Below are 17788 nucleotides of genomic sequence, written 5' to 3'. Positions count from 1 at the left end.
AGTTCGCTGTCTATCTAAACTCCCGAAGCCCCAAAAAAACCCAAATCCATCAAGGACGCCGGATAACAATGAAAAACGTAAAACGCAAATTGATGCTTGGCGGGCTGCTTGCCCTCTCGTTGAATGCTCAGGCCGAGCCTTCGCACCTGGACAGCGTCATCCAGCAAGGCCAGCTTCGCGTGTGCACCACGGGCGATTACAAACCCTACACGTTCAAGGCCGAGGACGGCGAATACTCGGGGATCGACATCGCCATGGCCCGCTCGCTGGCCGACAGCCTCGGCGTCAAAGTCGAGTGGGTGCAAACCACCTGGAAAACCCTGATGCCCGACCTGCTGGCCGGTAAATGCGACATCGGCATGGGCGGCATCTCGGTCACGCTGGAGCGGCAGAAAAAGGCCTTCTTCAGCACGACGCTGGATGTCGATGGCAAAGTCCCACTGGTGCGTTGCGAAGATCAGGCGCTGTACCAGACCGTCGAACAGATCAACCGGCCTTCGGTGCGCCTGGTAGAACCGGCGGGTGGCACCAACGAAGCCTTTGTTCACGCCTATTTGCCGGCGGCGGAGTTGCGGTTGCACGACAACGTGACCATCTTCCAGGAGTTGCTGGACAAGAAGGCGGACGTGATGATCACCGATGCGTCGGAGGCGTTGTATCAGCAAAAACTCAAACCCGGTTTGTGCGCAGTGAATCCAGGCCAGTACATGCAGTACGGTGAGAAAGCTTATTTGTTGCCGCGAGACGACATGACGTGGAAGTTGTACGTCGATCAATGGCTGCACCTGGCCAAAGTGACGGGCAACTACCAGAAAGTTTTAGGCCAGTGGATCGCCACGCCCGAGACCAAATAAACTTATTTCACGTAGCCGCAACGGCAGGAATACCGCGCCGTTGCCGGTCAGTCGTCGTGCAACAGTCCCGAACCGTATTCACCGAAGCTGCTGCCCAGCGCACTGCCATGGAAATTCAACTGACTGTGGCTATTGGTCGGGCCAGGACCGAAGCCTGCGGACGGTTCGAGGTTTTCTGAATAGTCGTTACGTGTGCTGACGCCCGAACAGGCGCTCAACAGCAGCGCACCACCGATCAGCAAGACTTTGAAGAGGTTCGAGATCATTTTTCAGGTTCCCTGTGGCCGGAGGTGGGGTGATGCAATCTTCAGAGTCCATCCTAGGCTGCGAACCCGGCAGCATTGTGAAACTTCGCGCAGCGACAGCATTTGTTCAGGTATTCCGATTTCCCGCGCCCTCCAAAAAGGCCGTGGCCGGTCGTGTTCACAAGCTCGACAGGCTGCTGCAGCTGCTAAGCTTTGCGTTCAGTGCCCGCACAAAAAACAACATCCGCCGCGAGAGAAAGGAAGCATTGAATGAGTGGAATCACCGTTGACGACAAACATCGTCTTGCCCTGGTTGACGCATTGCGCTGTTTTGCATGCTTCTGGGTGGTTCTGTTTCATTTATCCGAAGGCAATCACATCCCAACCCTGCTGGCAGCCATTCCAGGCTGGTTGAAATATGCAGTCTTCGACGCTGGCCACTTGGGAGTGCCCATATTTTTTGTACTAAGCGGCATTGTCATGGCGACTACGACGTCCCGGGTGCCAATGAATAACGTGAACGCTACGAACTTTGTGGCACGTCGCCTGGTACGCCTCGCCCCTCCCTACTACGCCGCCATTGCGCTGGGCATGGCCGTGATCGCCGCGAAACACATGCTTGGGCAACCCGGAATCGAAATCCCCGGCGTGACGGCCATACTCGCCCACGTGCTGTTTCTCCAGGATTTCCTTGGCATCAGAAACATCATCACGGTGTTCTGGACCCTGTGTATCGAGGTGCAGTTCTACATCTTTTTTGCCGTGCTGCTGTGGTTAGCCGATCGTGCCGGTGACGGTATAACCCCCAAACGTCGCAACCTCTGGATTTGGGGCAGCGCATTGCTGGCGCTGCTGTGGCCTGCCGGGATAATTCATGCGATAGGCTGGAAAGGCGGGTTTATTGCGTTCTGGTTCAGCTTCATGGCCGGGGTGTTGTGCGCTCAAACCCTGAGCGGCACTAAACAAAGCCGTTACATCGCCATGGGTTACTGTGCATTGGCGCTAGTTATCGGTCTTGCAACTAAAAACTCATTCACCATTGCTGCCGGGTTGACGGGCTTACTGTTCTGCTTCCTGGTTAATCGCTCCACCACGCTGGGTTTTATATCCAGCTACCCCGTGCAGAAAATTGCGCTGATTTCCTACAGCCTGTACTTGTTCCACGCTCCTGTGACCGGTTTCTTCATGCGCCTTTACCGGGCTTTCATGCCAACCGGCCTTTTCTCAGACGCCCTGGCTGCCGTCCTGATCATTGCAACGTGCATCGCATTCTCGGCCATGGCCTATCTACTGTTCGAACGCCCCGCCATCGCTTGGAGCAGACGCATCAAGTTCAAGCGGCCTGATGCAGTTGTTCTGAATCGTACGTAAAGTCAGGCAAACATTGACCCGACCTGAGCTGCCCGGTCACGGTCACAGGCCGGGCTTTCCTGATAAACTGCCGTCCCGCTCTGATTGATCCATATCCGCGCCGGCCCTGAGCTTGCGTGATGTGATCGTGCCCAATTTCCAGTTGCGACATCGCCGAACTCGCTTTTCGGCGCTCAACAGCCAGGTAATCGGGTAAAAACCGTCGTATAAAAGATCAGTACCAATGACCGTCGAAAAACCTCAAGCACTCGTAAACGCTAGCCTTTCCCGTTCTGAGCCCTCCCGCCGCTTCAGTGTGGCGCCGATGATGGATTGGACTGATAGGCATTGCCGGTTTTTCCTGCGCCTGCTCTCCAAGAACGCCCTGCTCTATACCGAAATGGTCACCACCGGCGCGCTGCTCAACGGCGATTACGAGCGTTTCCTGCGTCACAACGAAGCCGAGCACCCTCTCGCCCTGCAACTCGGTGGCAGCGTTCCGCTGGACCTGGCTGCCTGCGCGCGCATGGCGCAGGAGCACGGTTACGACGAGGTGAACCTGAATGTCGGCTGCCCGAGTGATCGGGTGCAGAACAATATGATCGGCGCGGTGTTGATGGGGCATCCGCAGTTGGTGGCCGATTGCGTGAAGGCGATGCGCGACGCGGTGTCGATTCCGGTGACGGTGAAGCATCGGATCGGGATCAACGGGCGGGACAGTTACGAGCAGTTGTGTGAATTCGTCGGCACGGTTCGGGATGCCGGGTGCACCAGTTTTACCGTGCATGCGCGGATCGCGATCCTGGAGGGGTTGTCACCCAAGGAAAACCGCGATATTCCGCCCCTGCGCTATGACGTGGCGGCGCAGTTGAAGAAGGATTTTCCGGATATGGAAATCATTCTCAATGGCGGGATCAAGACGCTGGAAGCCTGTCACGAACATTTGCAGACGTTCGACGGCGTGATGCTGGGTCGCGAGGCTTACCACAATCCCTACGTGATGGCAGAGGTGGATCAGCAACTGTTCGGCAGCACGGCGCCGGTGATTACTCGGGCCGAGGCGCTGGCGCAGTTGCGGCCTTATATTGCAGCGCACATCGAGGCCGGCGGTTCGATGCACCACATCACCCGGCATGTACTGGGATTGGGCACCGGTTTTCCGGGGGCGCGGAAGTTTCGGCAGTTGTTGTCAGTGGATATTCACAAGGCCAAGGAGCCCTTGGTGTTGCTGGATCAGGCGGCGGAGTTATTGGAGGGGCGGTAACCGGAGATCCCTTACTACGCCCGTCAAAACGGGCTCTGCTCATGCGCTCGAAGGTCTTGTTCGCAAGCGGACCGAGGCAACAAGAGTTGCGACCACGATCCCGTCGCCAGATCTAACAAAAGGCATTTAGCCTCCAATTGTCAGCCCCTACGTCAAAGACGTATGATCGCGACCATGCTGACAATCATTGAATCCAAGCTTTTTACTAAACTCTGGCCGGATTACTGGACTGAAGAAGAACGCGGCGCGTTCATGTCCTTTCTGGCGAACAATCCGGACGCAGGCGCAGTTATCCCCGGCTCGGAGGGGTGCCGAAAAGTGCGCTGGAGCATGGATGGTCGCGGTAAAAGTGGCGCGGTTAGAATTATCTACACCGCACAACTTGCCAGCGGCGCCTTGGTCACATTGCTGATCTACGGCAAAGGCGCCACAGAGAACATCCCCGCGCATATACTGCGCAAAATCGCAAAGGAGCTGAATCATGCCCCTGACTGAAAAAGAACTGATGGAACGGGATGCCAAACGCAATATTGGCGAAGAACTGTTGGCGTCGATTCTTGAAGTCAAAGCCGGCCTGCACGGCGACGTTCACAAGGTTGAAGTAACCGAGGCCGCAGAGGCCCGCAGCAAAACCGGTCTATCGCAACCTAAGTTTGCGGAGTTGCTGGGTGTTTCCGTGCGCACCTTGCAGGAATGGGAACAAGGTCGGCGGTCCCCTTCTGGAGCTGCACGGTCCCTCCTCCACATCGCCGCAATTCGCCCTGACGTCTTCCGGGAAGTGTTAGCGAACTGAAGTCATGAGTCAGGCCTTCCGGGCGCATACAGTCGCTCGGATTGAACCTGCGCCCGGATTCGGCATCGTATTTACGGACACCGCGCCCCGCCTTTCAAACATCCGTTTTCCGGATGTTGCCGCCGGGGCCTTCGATACGTACATGTGCCCTTGAGTGGCTGTCAGCGCTCGGGTAATGTCATTAGACCCATAGGACAGAGCACGCCCATGACTTCCAAGCTGGAACAACTCAAACAAATGACTACCGTGGTTGCCGACACCGGCGACTTCGAAGCGATCGCTCGCGTTAAACCGGTGGACGCCACCACCAACCCTTCCCTGCTGCTGAAAGCCGCGGCCATTCCCGCTTATGCCGAGTTGCTGAACGCTTGCGTCAACGACTGCAAGGGCGACGTGGGCCTGGCCAGCGACCGTTTTGGCGTGGCGGTAGGGCAAGAGATTCTTAAGGTGATTCCTGGCCGTATTTCCACCGAAGTGGATGCGCGCCTGTCGTTCGACACAGACGCCGTTTTGAAGCGTGCGCACCGTCTGATCGAGCTGTACGACAAGGCCGGCATCGGCCGCGACCGCGTGCTGATCAAGATCGCCTCCACCTGGGAAGGCATCCGCGCTGCCGAGATCCTGGAAAAGGAAGGCATCCAGACCAACCTGACGCTGCTGTTCTCGTTCGCTCAGGCCGCAGCCTGCGCCGATGCGGGCGTGTTCCTGATTTCGCCGTTCGTGGGCCGGATTTATGACTGGTACAAGAAGGCCAACGGCAACGACTACACCGGCGCAGATGATCCGGGCGTGCAGTCGGTGACACGCATCTACAACTACTACAAGGCCAATGACTACAAGACCGTCGTCATGGGTGCGAGCTTCCGTAATCTGAACCAGATCGAGCAGTTGGCCGGTTGCGACCGCTTGACCATCAGCCCGGATCTGATCGACAAGCTGGCCGCGGACACCGGCAAGCTGGAGCGCAAGCTGGCGCCGGGTCATGCGGGTGAAGCGCGTCTGAGCCTGAATGAAGCGCAGTTCCGCTGGTTGTCCAACGAAGATGCGATGGCGACCGAGAAACTGGCCGAGGGCATTCGTCAGTTTGCCCGGGACCAGGAAAAGCTTGAGGCACTGTTGCAGGCCAAGCTGTGATCTAGTTCGGCGCAATGCAAAAAGGGCGAACCTTGATGGGTTCGCCCTTTTTTGTGTGCGTTTGTTGGGTGTTCGCTGTGGGGATGTGGGGCTGTCAGGCCGCCATCGCCGGCAAGCCGGCTCCTACAGGGACGAGACTTGCCAGCTCTCTCAAAGGATCAATGCCGCTCCAAGGCATTCACCAGATCGTGAAACGCCTCACGATTGGAATCGTTCAACCCCATGAGGATCTTGTGCGCTTCGAGCACTTTGATCCGCACCACTTCCTCGGACTGATCCTGGTCTGGCAGGTCGGTCAGGCATTCAGGGCACGGGATCGGGCGATCAACGATGTTGAACACCTGCTCGAAGCCCATGGACTGCAGCAGACGGGTGATGTCTTCGTGGGTGGTGACAACGGTTGGCAGCAAGCCGACCTTTTGCCGCGACAGGATCGACAGTTTGGCCAACAGGCCCAGCGTGGTGCTGTCGATGCTGCGGGTTTCGGTCAGGTCGATCACGATCGCGTTGAAGTTCAACGCCGTGAAGATCCGCTCAATAGTCGCATCCAACGCCGAACACAGGGTCAGGCGAACTTCACCGACGAACTTCAGGACGAAGGTGCCGTCCTGCTCGGCGAACTGGATTCTACCGGTACTCATTAAAGATTCCTGCTCAACACCAACAGGGCGATATCATCCGGCATCTCCCCTAGCGTGGCCAATCCAAAAACCTGACGCAACCCATCCAGGGTGCCGCCCGCATCCTTGACCCGCTGGGGCAAGGCCGCTTCTTTTTCTTTGAGTGTAGGTTCTGGCAAAAGGTCCAGAATGCCATCAGACATCAGCGTCAGGCTGAACGTCGGCGGCAGCTCCAGCACGTGGTCTTCGTAGGTGGCCTCATTGAAGAGGCCCACCGGCAGGCCACGCCCTTCCAGATAACGGACACTGTCTGGCGTGTACAACACAGGCAACGGCAAATGACCGCCGATGCTATAGGTCAACAAACCTGTCTCCTCGTCGATGACACCACCGACCATTGTGACGTGTTTACCCAGCTTACAACTGATCAGGCCCCGGTTGATATGACCAAGGACTTCTGAAGGCTTGAATTCCGGCAATGTGCCGTTGCGCTTGGATTCGAACAGCAAGCGCGTGGTCATGAACTTCAACAGCACGGTAACGAAGGCTGAAGAGGCGCCATGACCGGAAACGTCCGCCAGGTAGAACGCTACCCGACGCTCATCGACCCGAAAGTAGTCGACGAAATCACCCGACAGGTACAGCGACGGGATGATCTGGTGAGCGAACTGGAACTCGTCGATGGTCCAGGGGCTGACCGGCAGCATGTTCATCTGCACCTGGCGACCGGCGTTCTGGTCTTCCTGGAGCAGGTTCAGGCTGGCTTCAAGCTCGCGGTTGGCCTTTTCCAGCTTCTCGCGGTAGCGCTGGTTTTCCAGCAGCAGGCGCGCGCGATCCAGGGCCCGGCGCACGGAGTGCTCGAGCACGGCCAGATCTTCGAGAGGCTTGATCAGGTAATCCGCCGCGCCCAGGCGCAGCGCCTCGACCGCGTCGTTCATCACGCCGGCGCCGGAGACCACGATGACCGGGGTTTGTGGCGACCGCTCGGTGACCTGGCGGATGAGTTCGAGTCCGCCCATCTGCGGCATGCGCAGATCGCAGATGACCAAGTCGGGCTTGTCTTGCTCGAATACCTGAAGACCCTGCTGACCATTGCTGGCCTGCAAGACGCTGAAACCACTGTCTTCCAAATAGGCGGCGAGGCTCGCGCGCACTACTTCGTCATCATCGATTATCAGCAGCGTGGCACTGGTTTTTGGCATGTGGGCAAACGGCGCCAGAATTAGGTTGGCGTAGCAGGCTGGGGGTTTGTCCCGGCTCACACTACTGGATTCGCTTTCTAGCCTCTCTGCCGCACCGCTTTCGGGCATGAACCCTACTCGCAGGCACACCAGAGGTGCCCTTCTAAGGCGCAGACGGTACTCCCATCCGCGGGGCGTTTCAAGCTCACGCCGATGGTCGCTTGACGTCTTTACTTGTCAAATCACCGGGAGTTATAAGAACAGACAAAACCGTAACCCAATGGAAGGATGAAGCCCATGAGTCAAACCGATCGGGACTACAGCGAAAAGCGTGATTTCATCCGCATGCGGGTCGATGCCGATGTCGCGCTGATTCACGAAGGAGACGAGGTTGCAGGCGTCTGCATCGACCTTTCCAGCAGTGGCATGCAGGTCGAGGCACCTCGTTTGTTCAAGGTGGGTGACCGCCTTAGCGTGCGAATAGAGTCCGATCACGCGGCGCTCAAAGGCCTCGAGGCCGACACAGAAGTCGTGTGGGTAAAAGAGCAGGACGGCGGCAGCCAGAAACTCGGCCTTACAATCCTGAAGATGAAATAACCAGGATCCAGAACGAAAGAAGGCGGCCCATGGGCCGCCTTCTTCGTTTTACCGGTCGAGATCAAAAATCGTCTTCGACCTGGCCGTCTTTGACTTTGAATTCGCGGTTCTGCAGGTACGCATTGCGGATGAAGGTGTACTTGTCGCCGCTGATCAACTTCTCGGCGGACAACAGGCTGGCGCGGGTGTCGACGATGTTCAGGGCGAAAATCGAGTTGCGCACCGGAACGTCGTGAATGTACGGGTACGGGCCGGTGTAGCCATCGACGAACTTGGCCGGCGCGTCACGCAGGGTACTTGGACCCAGCAACGGCAGCATCACGTACGGGCCGCTTCCTACGCCCCAGTAGCCCAGCGTCTGACCGAAGTCCTCGTCGCTACGGTTCAGGCCCATCTTGGTGCCCACGTCGAAGAAGCCCAGCAGGCCGAAGGTGGTGTTGAAGATCAGGCGTGCGGTGTCGACGCCGGCAGCGGCCGGTTTGGCCTGCAAGATGTTGTTGGCAAGGTTGGTGACGTCACCGACGTTGCGAAACATGTTGTGGATGCCGTCTTCAAGAAACTGCGGGGTGACGAACTGGTAGCCCTGCGCCAGAGGCTTCAGTGCATAGGTGTCGACCACGTCGTTGAACTTGTAGATCGGACGGTTGATGCTTTCCCAAGGGTCGTCTTCCGTGGCTGCCTGGGCAGCGAACGGGGCCAGAAACACACTGGCGCACACACAAAGCTGAGCGAGATGATTGCTCCAGCGCATAGAAAAACTCCTTGGATTGTACTGGCGCGGACATCTTGGCCCGGGCATTAAGCTGGCTAGTATAAGACGGAAAAGCCGCTTTAGGCAGCATCGGGCGCAATGGCCTACGGATGATTCGCCCTGACTGTAAGCGATTCACATCAATGTCACTGAACTGTCACCGGCAGCGCATAGCCTTGACGCTATTTCAGGGACGTTCACATGCCGCACGCCGAAGCCTTGCCCCTCGTCGCCCCCAGCCTGACCGCCGTCCTGTTTGGCCTCAGCGGTTGCCTGGTGGATTTCGGCGCCCGTACGCGCCTGCACAATGCCTCTTCCGTCGAGCATGCGGAGGCCACGCCAGGCGCCCTCGACAGCTTGCGCAGCTTGCAGCGCCAACAGATTCCCTGCGCCTGGCTTGATGAACTCTCCCCTGCCCTCAGCCATTCCCTTGCGGCGGCCCTGCCGGAATGGATCAAGCCTTCGCAACACCCTGCAACAATCAATCCATGGCCCGCACCGAATGCCTGCTGGCAAGCCTTGATGGCGCTGAATGTCGAGCGACTGGACGGTTGCGTATTGGTCAGCGGCGAACCGCGACTGTTGCAATCTGGCCTGAACGCCGGGCTGTGGACGATTGGCCTGGCCTCCTGCGGCTCGCTCTGCGGGTTGGCCCCCAGCGAATGGCAAGCCTTGAGCCAAAAGGAACGTGAGCACCTGCGCGGAAAGGCCACCGTTCAATTGTTCAGCCTGGGGGTGCATTCGGTGATCGACCACCTTGGCGAACTCGATAACTGCCTGGCCGACATCAGCTTGCGCCGGCTCAAGGGTGAAAAGCCCTGATCGAGATCATGCAGGTTAGGCACGAGTGGATTAATCTAAAGGTCAGCCATAGACCTTTGGCGATACGCTGCGGTCTATGCCAGTGCCTATCGATAAAAGGAAGAACGCCATGCCTGCCCGCGAACTGCAACAACAGCTCAACACTCTGCGCGAGCAACTGGAACAGAATCCGCCGCTGTCGGAAGCCGAGCGCGAAGACCTGCACGCACTGATGCAACAGATCGAGCTGGAGCTTGAGCTGGAAACCAAAACTCAAAATTCTAGCCTGTCCGACAATGTGAATCTGGCGGTAGAACGCTTCGAAATCGAACACCCGACCCTCGCTGGCACCTTGCGCAACATCGTGCAATCGCTGGTCAGCATGGGGATCTGAACCCCTCAGATGCAAAAAAGCCCCGCTAGCGATAGCGGGGCTTTTTCATATCCGGGATTTGCAATGCAACCCCTTGTAGGAGCGAGCCTGCTCGCGATGGAGTGTCAGATAAGTCGATGTCGACTGACACACCATCGCGAGCAGGCTCGCTCCTACAGGTAGTTGTTACTGGCGGACCAGGCGATGGTTCGGCAGTTGAACGGTTTCAGTGCTGCGATACGGATTGATGTCCAACCCGCCCCGACGCACATACCGCGCGTACACCGTCAGTTTTTCCGGTTTCAGCAACCGTTGCAGGTCGAGGAAGATCCGCTCCACGCACTGCTCATGGAAGTCCGAGTGCTGACGGAAGCTCACGATGTATTCCAGCAGACTCGCGTGATCCAGCGCCGCGCCACGGTATTCCACCGCCACGCTGCCCCAGTCCGGCTGGCTGGTCACCGGGCAGTTGGATTTGAGCAGATGGCTGTGCACGCTCTCCTCGACGATCCGCGAATCATCGCAACGCAGCAGCTCCGGACGCGGATGCTCGTAGTTGCTGACGCTGATGTCCAGATCATCGATGCACACGCCCGGCAGCGCCACGACGCCTTCGGCTTCGACATCTTTCAGGCTGCGAATCCGCACGCCAACCGGTTTGCCTGCAGCGGCGGACAAGTCTTTCACCAGCGTCGCTTCAAGGCTCGCGGTGTCGGCAAACGGCGTCTGGTTCAGCGAGTTCAGGTACAGCTTGAACGACTTGGATTCGATGATGTTCGGCGAGTCCGCCGGAATTCTGAATTCACCGATCGCCACCACAGGCTTGCCGGACGGCAGCAACCACGACAGTTCGAAGCAGTTCCAGAAATCCACGCCTTTGTACGGCAGGGTTTCGGCCGTCAGGCCCAATTCGGCCCACTTGGCGGTGCGCGGGATCGGGAACAGCAAGGACGGCGTGTACGTGGCGATGTATTCGCTGGATTTGCCCAGCGGCGAGTGTTCGGCTGCGGGATGCATGGCGGAAACCTGACTGAAGAATCAGCGGATTCTACCAGCCTTTGCTCCCGCCTTTGAGTGCTTACTGACTGACAGTCAACTTGCCGACCATGCCCGCCTGGTAATGGCCGGGGATATTGCAGGCAAATTCCAGGCTGGTGGCCTTGGTGAAGGTCCAGGTCAGCTCGGCGGTTTTGCCCGGTTCGACGAGGACGCTATTGGGGTCGTCATGTTTCATCATTCCGTGATCCAAGCCGGCCATCGAACCGTGGTCCATTTCCTTCATGCCTGTAGGCGTGAGCATGCCGCTCTGCTGCATCTTCAGCATTTCCTGCTGATGCCTGGCATGCATCGCCGCGTCGCCAAGGTTGAATTCGTGCAGCAACTGGCCTTTATTCACCAGCACAAAGCGAACCGTCTCACCGGCCTTGATATCGATGGCCTTCGGGGTGAACGACATGTCGCCCATCACCACCTCGACGCTGCGGGTGGCCTTGGCGGCCGGGGCCGGTTGCCCGAAGTCGAAGGTGTGCGCCGGCGCGGCCCATACCGGCGAACTCAGCGCCAGCAAACACGCGGCCAGCATCAAAGGTTTGCGCAAAAACATAGTCATGCTCCAACAAGATAAGGTTCAGCTGTGGAAAACTTTAAACTGCAGCCACTGCCCGCAACCTGACAGCCAGATTACAACTTTGTCAGGTTGGCCTGTACCGGGACGTCCCACGGTATAAAGCGTTCGTTCCATTTGACCCGAGTTGACCATGAAACTGCTGATCGTCGAAGACCAAGCAAAAACCGGCCACTATCTGCGCCAAGGCCTGGCCGAGGCCGGGTTCAACACCGAACTGGTGGCCGACGGCAGCACCGGCCAGCAATTGGCATTGAGCGGTGACTACGCGTTATTGATCCTCGACGTGATGCTGCCCGGTCGCGATGGCTGGCAAATCCTGCAAGCCGTGCGCAGCGCCGGTCTCGATACGCCGGTACTTTTTCTGACAGCACGGGATGCGGTGGAGGACAGGGTCCACGGGCTCGAACTCGGCGCCGACGATTACCTGGTCAAGCCCTTCGCCTTTTCCGAATTACTGGCGCGGGTCCGTAGCCTGCTGCGTCGCGGCAGCAGCGCGTCGCAGGAAACCAGCCTGCAACTGGCGGATCTGCGCCTGGACTTGATCCGCCGCCGCGTCGAACGCAGCGGTCAACGCATCGACCTGACCGCCAAGGAATTCGCCCTGCTGGAAATGCTCCTGCGCCGCCAGGGCGAAGTGTTGCCCAAGTCGCTGATCGCCTCCCAGGTCTGGGACATGAATTTCGACAGCGACACCAATGTCATCGAAGTGGCGATCCGTCGTTTGCGCCTGAAAATCGACGACGAGTTTCCGAACAAGTTGATCCACACCGTGCGCGGCATGGGTTATGTCCTCGAAGAGCGTTCTGCCTGATGCGTCGTTTGTCCCTGAGCAGCCGCCTGGCGCTGCTGTTTGCCGCCTGCACCGCCGTGGTTTCGTTGTTTGCCGGGGTGTTGTTCAGTCGCGCCAGTGAAGCGCATTTTGTTGAACTGGATCAGCAACTGCTGGACGGCAAATTGATTGGTTTGCGCCGGGCGCTTCACGACCTCCAGTCGAGTGACAGCGAGGTCAAACTGGCGGAAGAATTGAGTCGCCAGGCGGATCTTTCCCTGCGGATCACCGGCGGTGACGGCCAGCGTTGGTACGACAGCTCGGCGCACCTGCCCGACAAGCTGCCACAACAACCGGGCTTGTCGACCCTCAACGACAACGGCACCGACTACCGCGTCCTCAATGCTCCGCTATTTGTCGACAAGCCAGACTCACCGCAATTGACCTTGCTGCTGGACATCACCCATCACCAGCACTTTCTGCAACGCATGCAGCATTTGATCTGGCTCACCGTCGGTTTGTCCGCCCTGGCCACGGCGCTGCTCGGTGCCTGGGCCGCGCGCAGCGGGCTGCGGCCGTTGCGACGCATGAGTGCGGTGGCTCGCGGTGTATCGGCGCAATCGCTCGACGCTCGCCTGCCCGAAGAGAACATGCCGCCTGAACTCGCGGAAATGGCCCACCACTTCAACGCCATGCTCGGACGTCTCGACGACTCTTTTCAGCGGCTCTCGGCGTTCTCGGCCGACATCGCCCATGAACTGCGCACGCCACTGTCGAACCTGCTGACCCACACCCAGGTCACCCTCACCCGCCCGCGCCCCCTCGAGGACTACCGCGAAGCGTTGCACAGCAACCTCGAAGAACTGCAATGGATGGCGCAACTGGTCAACGACATGTTGTACCTGGCCAAGGCCGATCACGGGTTGCTGATGCCCAAACGTGAGCCGCTGGAACTGGCGGAAGAAGCGGATGTGTTGCTGGAGTTTTTTGCGCCCCTGGCCGAAGACGCCCGGGTGACGTTGAGCCGTGAGGGTTCGGCGCACATGGACGGTGACCGGAGCATGCTGCGCCGGGCGCTTTCGAACCTACTGGATAACGCGCTGCGGTTTACCCCGGCCGGGGGTGAGGTTCGGGTGCGGATTGCCGATCTGGCAAAAGGCTTGAGTCTGACGGTCGAGAACAGCGGCGACGGGATTGACGGGGCGATGCTGCCGCGTTTGTTCGACCGGTTTTATCGAGCGGACCCGGCGCGACAGGAAGGCAGCAGTGAACATGCGGGGCTGGGGTTGGCGATTACCCAGTCGATTATTCGGGCCCATGGCGGGCAGATTCGTTGCGAATCGGAGATTGGCTGGACGCGGTTTGTGATTGAAATGCCTAAGGGCGATTGAGGCCGGCAGGTCCAGCCTCATCGCTGGCAAGCCAGCTCCCACATTAGCCCTGAGTCGCCTCGGTCAATTGTGGGAGCGAGCCTGCTCGCGATAGCGGTGTCAGGGCTTACGAATACCGCAACGCGTGAGCCGGCTCGATCTTCGCCGCACGCCACGCCGGGTAAACCGTCGCCAGGAAGCTCAACACGAACCCCGCCGAGCAAATCAACAGCACATCCCCGCCCTGCAATTCCGAAGGCAGGTTGCTGACGAAATACACATCGGAACTGAAGATGTGCTGGCCGCTGACCCGCTCCATCCAGCCCACCAGCTCACTGACGTTCAGCGCGGCAATCACGCCGAGCACGCCACCGATCAAGGTGCCGACCACCCCGATCACCGTGCCCTGGACCATGAAGATCGCCATGATCTGCCGTGGCGTCGCGCCGATGGTGCGCAGGATCGCGATGTCCGCGCCCTTGTCGTTCACCACCATGATCAGCGTGGCGATGATGTTGAACGCCGCCACCGCGACGATCATCAGCAACAGCAGGCCGATCATGGTTTTTTCCATCTTCATCGCACTGAACAGGCTGCCCTGGGTGTGGGTCCAGTCGTCAGCCTTGTAGGCCGTACCCAAGCCGCCCGCGATGTCGCTGGACACCTGCGGCGCCGCGTACAGATCCTTCACCGCCAGGCGCACGCTCTGCACCTGGTTCGGTTCCCAATGCTGCATCTGCGCGGCATCGGCGACGTGAATCAGCGCCATGGAGCCATCCAGCTCGGCGCCGACCTTGAACACGCCGACCACGTTCAAGCGCTGCATGCGCGGGGTAATCCCGCCCGGCGCATTGCTGACTTCCGGAACGATCAGGGTGATCTTGTCGCCGACATTCAAGCGGAAACGCCGCGCCGTGATCTCGCCGATCACCACGCCAAACTCACCCGGCTTCAAGGCATCGAGACGGCCCTGAACGATGTGCTGGGCAACGATCGACACCTTGCCTTCCAGTGCCGGATCGACGCCGCTGACCTGGATCGGCTGCATCGTGCCTTTATAGGACAGCATGCCTTCCATTTCGGTAAACGGTACGGCGGCGGTCACTTCCGGGTTCTTCAACGCCGCGGCGGCCACCGGCTGCCAATCATCGATCGGGTTGACGCCGACGATGGTCGCGTGGGGCACCATGCCGAGGATGCGCGAGCTCATTTCGCGCTGGAAGCCGTTCATCACCGACAACACCACGATCATCGCCAGCACGCCGAGGGCGAGGCCGATCATCGAGGTCATCGAGATGAAGGAAACAAAGCGATTGCGGCGCTTGGCGCGGGTATAGCGCGTGCCGATAAAGATCGATAACGGTCTGAACATTCGCTGGGGCACCGTATAAAAATAAAAGACCCGACGCACCGTTCAGTGCGCCGGGTTTCGGCCAATCAGATGGGCGTCAGGCAACCTTCCTGCAAGTGCAGGACGCGATCCATCTGGCGAGCCAGGTTCATGTCGTGAGTCACCACCAGGAACGCCGTGCGCATCGAGGTGCTGAGTTCCAGCATCAAATCCTGAATGCCTTGGGCGGTGTGGGAGTCGAGGTTGCCGGTCGGCTCGTCGAGCATCACCAGGCCCGGCTTGTTCACCAGGGCGCGGGCGATGGCCACGCGCTGACGTTCGCCACCGGACAGTTCGGCCGGTTTGTGTTCCAGGCGATGACCCAGCCCTACCCGCTCCAGCAATGCCGTCGCCCGCTGACGCGCTTCCGGGATCGCGGTCTTGCCGATCAGCAGCGGCATGCAGACGTTTTCCAGCGCGGTGAATTCCGGCAGCAAGTGGTGGAACTGGTAAACGAAACCCAGCGACCGATTGCGCAACAGACCGCGATTCTTCTCGCTCAGGGCCGACAACTCTTCGCCATCGAGCCAGACGCTGCCCTTGGTCGGTGTATCGAGGCCGCCCAGCAGGTTGAGCAAGGTACTTTTGCCCGAACCCGAGGTGCCGACGATCGCCACGCGCTCACCCGGATGCAGCTCCAGTTGCAGGCCGGCCAACACTTCTACCGACTCCGGACCTTCCTCGTAGGATTTGCCCAGGTTGCGGCAGCTCAAGATTGCTTTATCACTCATGCCCGACTCACTCATAACGTAGCGCCTCCGCCGGCTGGGTGCGCGCGGCACGCCAGGCGGGATACAGGGTGGCGAGGAAACTCAGGACCAACGCGGCGGCGCAGACCATCAACACATCCTGGCTCTGCACTTGCGACGGCAGGTAATCGATGAAATACACGTCGGCGTTGAGGAATTTGTGGCCGATCAGGCCTTCGAGGGCCGAGATGGCTGCACTGACGTTCAACGCGGCGAAGATCCCGACCACGGCGCCGATCAGTGTACCCACCACCCCGATGACGGTGCCCTGGACCATGAAGATCGCCATGATCGAACCCGGCGTGGCGCCGAGGGTACGCAAAATCGCGATGTCGCCCTTCTTGTCGTTCACCACCATCACCAGCGTGGAAATGATGTTGAACGCAGCGACGGCGACGATCAGCAGCAACAGCAGGCCGATCATGGCTTTTTCCATGCGGATCGCCTGATACAGATTGCCGTGGGTGCGGGTCCAGTCACGGGCGTAGAAATGGTCTTCCCCCAGCTGCTGGGCGATGTTCCACGCGGTGCGCGGTGCCTGGAACAGATCGTCGAATTTCAGGCGGATGCCCTGGACCTGATCCGGTTTCCAGCGGTGCAGCCGGGCCAGGTCCTGCAAGTTGGTGACGCCCAGGTAACCGTCAATCTCGCCGGCGCCGACGTGGAAGATGCCGACCACGGTGAAGCGCTTCATGCGCGGGAACATGCCGGCCGGGGTCACGGTGACTTCCGGCGCGACGAAGGTCAGCTTGTCGCCGATGGCCGCGCCGAGCTTGGCCGCCGCCTTGTCGCCGATGACGATGCCGAAACTGCCGGGCTCAAGGTCGTCGAGTTTCCCCTGCAGCATGAACTTGTCGATGATCGACACCTGCCGTTCCAGCGCCGGGTCGATGGCATTGAGCAATACTTTGGAAACCTTGCCGTTGTTGGTCAGCAACCCCTGCATCTGGGTGAATGGCGCCACGGCCGTCACCTGCGGGTTCTGCTTGACCTTGTCGGCAAGGCTTTGCCAGTTGCTGATCGGCTCGCCGGACTCGATGGTCGCGTGGGGCACCATGCCCAGCACGCGGGTGCGCATTTCATGATCGAAGCCGTTCATGACCGACAGCACGACGATCATCACGATCACGCCGAGGGCGAGACCGATCATCGAAGTCAGGGAAATGAACGACACAAAATGATTGCGACGCTTTGCACGGGTGTAACGCGTGCCAATAAATACGAAGAGAGGTCTGAACATGTCGGGGCTTGTTCGGAGGGAAAAGGAACGTCCTTGTGGCGGGGGTCGATAACCAGCTTTACACTCAGACCACCGCCGCTACCATGGGTTCGCCATGTCGACATTAGATGAAGAAGATCGCCGCGAATACTACCGTATCGAGGACACGATCGCACTGGAAATTCGGCCCCTGTCCGCTCCCGAAGCCGCAGGCCAGGAAGTGTTGCAGGATGCTTCCCCACTCTTCAACCTGCTCAGCGAATTGCACCTGAGCGAATTCGAGTCGCAACACTTGCTGCGCCAGATCAGCGAGCGCGATCGCAACATCGCGGCGTTCCTGAAATCCCAGAACAAACGCATCGACCTGCTCAGCCAGGTCATCGCCATTACCGTGCTCGGCCAGATCGGCGAGCCACAGCCCGTCATCATTTCCGAGGGGGGCGTCGACTTCCAGCACCCGACCCCGATCGCCGTCGGCGCGCACCTGTCGGTGAAACTGGTGTTGATGCCGCAAGCCCTGGGCCTGTTGCTGCGGGCGCGGGTCACCCATTGCGATCGCAAAGGTGGTGGCTACGACGTCGGCACCGAGTTCGAACGCCCGACCGATGCCCAGCGCCAACTGCTGGCGCGCTACATTTTGCAAAAGCAGGCCCAGGAACGACGTCTGGCCCGCGAAAACGAATCTGGCATTTAAATTAAGG

The 17788-nt window shown here is 59.2% G+C and carries 22 protein-coding genes; 13 read left to right on the top strand and 9 right to left on the bottom strand.

Going from position 1 to position 17788, the window contains the following annotated elements; genetic code table 11:
• Positions 1 to 92: 92 nt before the first annotated feature.
• Entirely contained in the window at positions 93 to 854 is a 762-nt protein-coding gene (locus ACF6ZU_RS22170; RefSeq protein ID WP_392893873.1) for a transporter substrate-binding domain-containing protein, read from the top strand.
• A gap of 47 nt (positions 855 to 901) precedes the next feature.
• Here ACF6ZU_RS22170 and ACF6ZU_RS22165 read toward each other — a convergent pair whose 3' ends face one another.
• Positions 902 to 1120 (bottom strand): hypothetical protein, encoded by a 219-nt coding sequence (locus ACF6ZU_RS22165; RefSeq protein ID WP_392887004.1) that lies wholly within the window; start codon positions 1118 to 1120, stop codon positions 902 to 904.
• A gap of 32 nt (positions 1121 to 1152) precedes the next feature.
• On the opposite strand from ACF6ZU_RS22165, the gene ACF6ZU_RS22160 reads away from it, so the two are divergent.
• The 6 genes from ACF6ZU_RS22160 to tal all read left to right on the top strand — a co-directional run bounded on the left by ACF6ZU_RS22160 (position 1153) and on the right by tal (position 5640).
• Entirely contained in the window at positions 1153 to 1389 is a 237-nt protein-coding gene (locus tag ACF6ZU_RS22160) for a hypothetical protein (protein WP_392887002.1), read from the top strand.
• Positions 1370 to 2470: an acyltransferase family protein gene (locus ACF6ZU_RS22155; protein WP_392887000.1), complete on the top strand. Its 1101-nt coding sequence runs from the start codon at positions 1370 to 1372 to the stop codon at positions 2468 to 2470. The genes ACF6ZU_RS22160 and ACF6ZU_RS22155 overlap by 20 nt, the downstream gene beginning before the upstream one ends.
• 223 nt (positions 2471 to 2693) lie before the next feature.
• Positions 2694 to 3713, top strand: a complete 1020-nt coding sequence (gene dusA, locus ACF6ZU_RS22150) for a tRNA dihydrouridine(20/20a) synthase DusA (RefSeq protein WP_392886999.1) — start codon at positions 2694 to 2696, stop codon at positions 3711 to 3713.
• A gap of 174 nt (positions 3714 to 3887) precedes the next feature.
• Entirely contained in the window at positions 3888 to 4208 is a 321-nt protein-coding gene (locus ACF6ZU_RS22145; RefSeq protein WP_392886997.1) for a transcriptional regulator, read from the top strand.
• On the top strand, positions 4195 to 4506 hold the full coding sequence (locus ACF6ZU_RS22140; protein ID WP_392886995.1) for a helix-turn-helix domain-containing protein: 312 nt from the start codon (positions 4195 to 4197) through the stop codon (positions 4504 to 4506). The genes ACF6ZU_RS22145 and ACF6ZU_RS22140 overlap by 14 nt, the downstream gene beginning before the upstream one ends.
• 207 nt (positions 4507 to 4713) lie before the next feature.
• Positions 4714 to 5640: a transaldolase gene (tal, locus tag ACF6ZU_RS22135; protein WP_392886993.1), complete on the top strand. Its 927-nt coding sequence runs from the start codon at positions 4714 to 4716 to the stop codon at positions 5638 to 5640.
• A gap of 158 nt (positions 5641 to 5798) precedes the next feature.
• On the opposite strand, the gene rssC is transcribed toward tal, so the two are convergent.
• Both rssC and rssB read right to left on the bottom strand, forming a co-directional pair.
• Complete coding sequence (gene rssC, locus ACF6ZU_RS22130; RefSeq protein ID WP_007935262.1) at positions 5799 to 6281, bottom strand: anti-sigma factor antagonist RssC; 483 nt, start codon at positions 6279 to 6281, stop codon at positions 5799 to 5801.
• Positions 6281 to 7462: a two-component system response regulator RssB gene (gene rssB / locus ACF6ZU_RS22125; RefSeq protein WP_392886990.1), complete on the bottom strand. Its 1182-nt coding sequence runs from the start codon at positions 7460 to 7462 to the stop codon at positions 6281 to 6283. Before rssB ends, rssC begins: the two co-directional genes overlap by 1 nt.
• 276 nt (positions 7463 to 7738) lie before the next feature.
• On the opposite strand from rssB, the gene ACF6ZU_RS22120 reads away from it, so the two are divergent.
• Positions 7739 to 8038, top strand: a complete 300-nt coding sequence (locus ACF6ZU_RS22120; RefSeq protein ID WP_392886988.1) for a PilZ domain-containing protein — start codon at positions 7739 to 7741, stop codon at positions 8036 to 8038.
• A gap of 61 nt (positions 8039 to 8099) precedes the next feature.
• Here the strand turns inward: ACF6ZU_RS22120 and ACF6ZU_RS22115 are convergent, their stop codons facing one another.
• Positions 8100 to 8789 (bottom strand): VacJ family lipoprotein, encoded by a 690-nt coding sequence (locus ACF6ZU_RS22115; protein WP_392886986.1) that lies wholly within the window; start codon positions 8787 to 8789, stop codon positions 8100 to 8102.
• A 201-nt stretch (positions 8790 to 8990) separates the two neighbouring features.
• Between ACF6ZU_RS22115 and ACF6ZU_RS22110 the strand changes: the two genes are divergently transcribed.
• Positions 8991 to 9611 (top strand): HAD family phosphatase, encoded by a 621-nt coding sequence (locus tag ACF6ZU_RS22110; protein WP_392886984.1) that lies wholly within the window; start codon positions 8991 to 8993, stop codon positions 9609 to 9611.
• A 109-nt stretch (positions 9612 to 9720) separates the two neighbouring features.
• The gene (locus ACF6ZU_RS22105) at positions 9721 to 9984 is read left to right on the top strand and encodes a DUF4404 family protein (protein WP_392886982.1); all 264 of its coding nucleotides are present in this window, start codon (positions 9721 to 9723) and stop codon (positions 9982 to 9984) included.
• Positions 9985 to 10149: 165 nt separating this feature from the next.
• On the opposite strand, the gene queF is transcribed toward ACF6ZU_RS22105, so the two are convergent.
• Positions 10150 to 10980, bottom strand: coding sequence for an NADPH-dependent 7-cyano-7-deazaguanine reductase QueF (queF, locus tag ACF6ZU_RS22100; protein ID WP_392886980.1), 831 nt, complete (start codon positions 10978 to 10980; stop codon positions 10150 to 10152).
• A gap of 61 nt (positions 10981 to 11041) precedes the next feature.
• On the bottom strand, positions 11042 to 11545 hold the full coding sequence (locus ACF6ZU_RS22095; RefSeq protein ID WP_392893871.1) for a plastocyanin/azurin family copper-binding protein: 504 nt from the start codon (positions 11543 to 11545) through the stop codon (positions 11042 to 11044).
• Between the two features lie 175 nt (positions 11546 to 11720).
• Between ACF6ZU_RS22095 and ACF6ZU_RS22090 the strand changes: the two genes are divergently transcribed.
• Together ACF6ZU_RS22090 and ACF6ZU_RS22085 are read left to right on the top strand one after the other, a co-directional pair.
• Positions 11721 to 12401 carry a heavy metal response regulator transcription factor gene (locus tag ACF6ZU_RS22090; RefSeq protein ID WP_392886978.1) on the top strand — a complete coding sequence of 227 codons (681 nt, stop codon included), beginning with the start codon at positions 11721 to 11723 and terminating at the stop codon, positions 12399 to 12401.
• Positions 12401 to 13750 (top strand): heavy metal sensor histidine kinase, encoded by a 1350-nt coding sequence (locus ACF6ZU_RS22085; RefSeq protein ID WP_392886976.1) that lies wholly within the window; start codon positions 12401 to 12403, stop codon positions 13748 to 13750. The genes ACF6ZU_RS22090 and ACF6ZU_RS22085 overlap by 1 nt, the downstream gene beginning before the upstream one ends.
• A gap of 106 nt (positions 13751 to 13856) precedes the next feature.
• Here the strand turns inward: ACF6ZU_RS22085 and ACF6ZU_RS22080 are convergent, their stop codons facing one another.
• The 3 genes from ACF6ZU_RS22080 to ACF6ZU_RS22070 form a co-directional block, all read right to left on the bottom strand.
• Positions 13857 to 15101: a lipoprotein-releasing ABC transporter permease subunit gene (locus ACF6ZU_RS22080; RefSeq protein WP_392886975.1), complete on the bottom strand. Its 1245-nt coding sequence runs from the start codon at positions 15099 to 15101 to the stop codon at positions 13857 to 13859.
• Positions 15102 to 15166: 65 nt separating this feature from the next.
• On the bottom strand, positions 15167 to 15850 hold the full coding sequence (gene lolD, locus ACF6ZU_RS22075) for a lipoprotein-releasing ABC transporter ATP-binding protein LolD (protein ID WP_167362922.1): 684 nt from the start codon (positions 15848 to 15850) through the stop codon (positions 15167 to 15169).
• Positions 15851 to 15857: 7 nt separating this feature from the next.
• Complete coding sequence (locus tag ACF6ZU_RS22070; RefSeq protein ID WP_392886972.1) at positions 15858 to 17108, bottom strand: lipoprotein-releasing ABC transporter permease subunit; 1251 nt, start codon at positions 17106 to 17108, stop codon at positions 15858 to 15860.
• A gap of 94 nt (positions 17109 to 17202) precedes the next feature.
• On the opposite strand from ACF6ZU_RS22070, the gene ACF6ZU_RS22065 reads away from it, so the two are divergent.
• Entirely contained in the window at positions 17203 to 17781 is a 579-nt protein-coding gene (locus ACF6ZU_RS22065) for a PilZ domain-containing protein (protein WP_392886970.1), read from the top strand.
• The last annotated feature ends 7 nt before the right edge of the window (positions 17782 to 17788 follow it).

The organism is Pseudomonas migulae, from assembly GCF_043225285.1.
Classification (GTDB): Bacteria; Pseudomonadota; Gammaproteobacteria; order Pseudomonadales; family Pseudomonadaceae; genus Aquipseudomonas; species Aquipseudomonas migulae_C.
This window is presented reverse-complemented; position numbering and strand designations above follow the sequence as displayed.

Bases quoted from the DNA above. Each gene is read 5' to 3' on its own strand.
- ACF6ZU_RS22090 (WP_392886978.1), top strand. From the start codon at position 11,721: ATGAAACTGCTGATCGTCGAAGACCAAGCAAAAACCGGCCACTATCTG.
- ACF6ZU_RS22165 (WP_392887004.1), bottom strand. From the start codon at position 1,120: ATGATCTCGAACCTCTTCAAAGTCTTGCTGATCGGTGGTGCGCTGCTG.
- ACF6ZU_RS22170 (WP_392893873.1), top strand. From the start codon at position 93: ATGCTTGGCGGGCTGCTTGCCCTCTCGTTGAATGCTCAGGCCGAGCCT.
- ACF6ZU_RS22140 (WP_392886995.1), top strand. From the start codon at position 4,195: ATGCCCCTGACTGAAAAAGAACTGATGGAACGGGATGCCAAACGCAAT.
- ACF6ZU_RS22065 (WP_392886970.1), top strand. From the start codon at position 17,203: ATGTCGACATTAGATGAAGAAGATCGCCGCGAATACTACCGTATCGAG.
- ACF6ZU_RS22070 (WP_392886972.1), bottom strand. From the start codon at position 17,108: ATGTTCAGACCTCTCTTCGTATTTATTGGCACGCGTTACACCCGTGCA.
- lolD (WP_167362922.1), bottom strand. From the start codon at position 15,850: ATGAGTGATAAAGCAATCTTGAGCTGCCGCAACCTGGGCAAATCCTAC.
- ACF6ZU_RS22155 (WP_392887000.1), top strand. From the start codon at position 1,370: ATGAGTGGAATCACCGTTGACGACAAACATCGTCTTGCCCTGGTTGAC.
- rssC (WP_007935262.1), bottom strand. From the start codon at position 6,281: ATGAGTACCGGTAGAATCCAGTTCGCCGAGCAGGACGGCACCTTCGTC.
- ACF6ZU_RS22145 (WP_392886997.1), top strand. From the start codon at position 3,888: ATGCTGACAATCATTGAATCCAAGCTTTTTACTAAACTCTGGCCGGAT.
- ACF6ZU_RS22080 (WP_392886975.1), bottom strand. From the start codon at position 15,101: ATGTTCAGACCGTTATCGATCTTTATCGGCACGCGCTATACCCGCGCC.
- rssB (WP_392886990.1), bottom strand. From the start codon at position 7,462: ATGCCAAAAACCAGTGCCACGCTGCTGATAATCGATGATGACGAAGTA.
- tal (WP_392886993.1), top strand. From the start codon at position 4,714: ATGACTTCCAAGCTGGAACAACTCAAACAAATGACTACCGTGGTTGCC.
- ACF6ZU_RS22120 (WP_392886988.1), top strand. From the start codon at position 7,739: ATGAGTCAAACCGATCGGGACTACAGCGAAAAGCGTGATTTCATCCGC.
- ACF6ZU_RS22160 (WP_392887002.1), top strand. From the start codon at position 1,153: ATGCAATCTTCAGAGTCCATCCTAGGCTGCGAACCCGGCAGCATTGTG.
- ACF6ZU_RS22115 (WP_392886986.1), bottom strand. From the start codon at position 8,789: ATGCGCTGGAGCAATCATCTCGCTCAGCTTTGTGTGTGCGCCAGTGTG.
- ACF6ZU_RS22105 (WP_392886982.1), top strand. From the start codon at position 9,721: ATGCCTGCCCGCGAACTGCAACAACAGCTCAACACTCTGCGCGAGCAA.
- dusA (WP_392886999.1), top strand. From the start codon at position 2,694: ATGACCGTCGAAAAACCTCAAGCACTCGTAAACGCTAGCCTTTCCCGT.
- ACF6ZU_RS22085 (WP_392886976.1), top strand. From the start codon at position 12,401: ATGCGTCGTTTGTCCCTGAGCAGCCGCCTGGCGCTGCTGTTTGCCGCC.
- ACF6ZU_RS22095 (WP_392893871.1), bottom strand. From the start codon at position 11,545: ATGCTGGCCGCGTGTTTGCTGGCGCTGAGTTCGCCGGTATGGGCCGCG.
- ACF6ZU_RS22110 (WP_392886984.1), top strand. From the start codon at position 8,991: ATGCCGCACGCCGAAGCCTTGCCCCTCGTCGCCCCCAGCCTGACCGCC.
- queF (WP_392886980.1), bottom strand. From the start codon at position 10,980: ATGCATCCCGCAGCCGAACACTCGCCGCTGGGCAAATCCAGCGAATAC.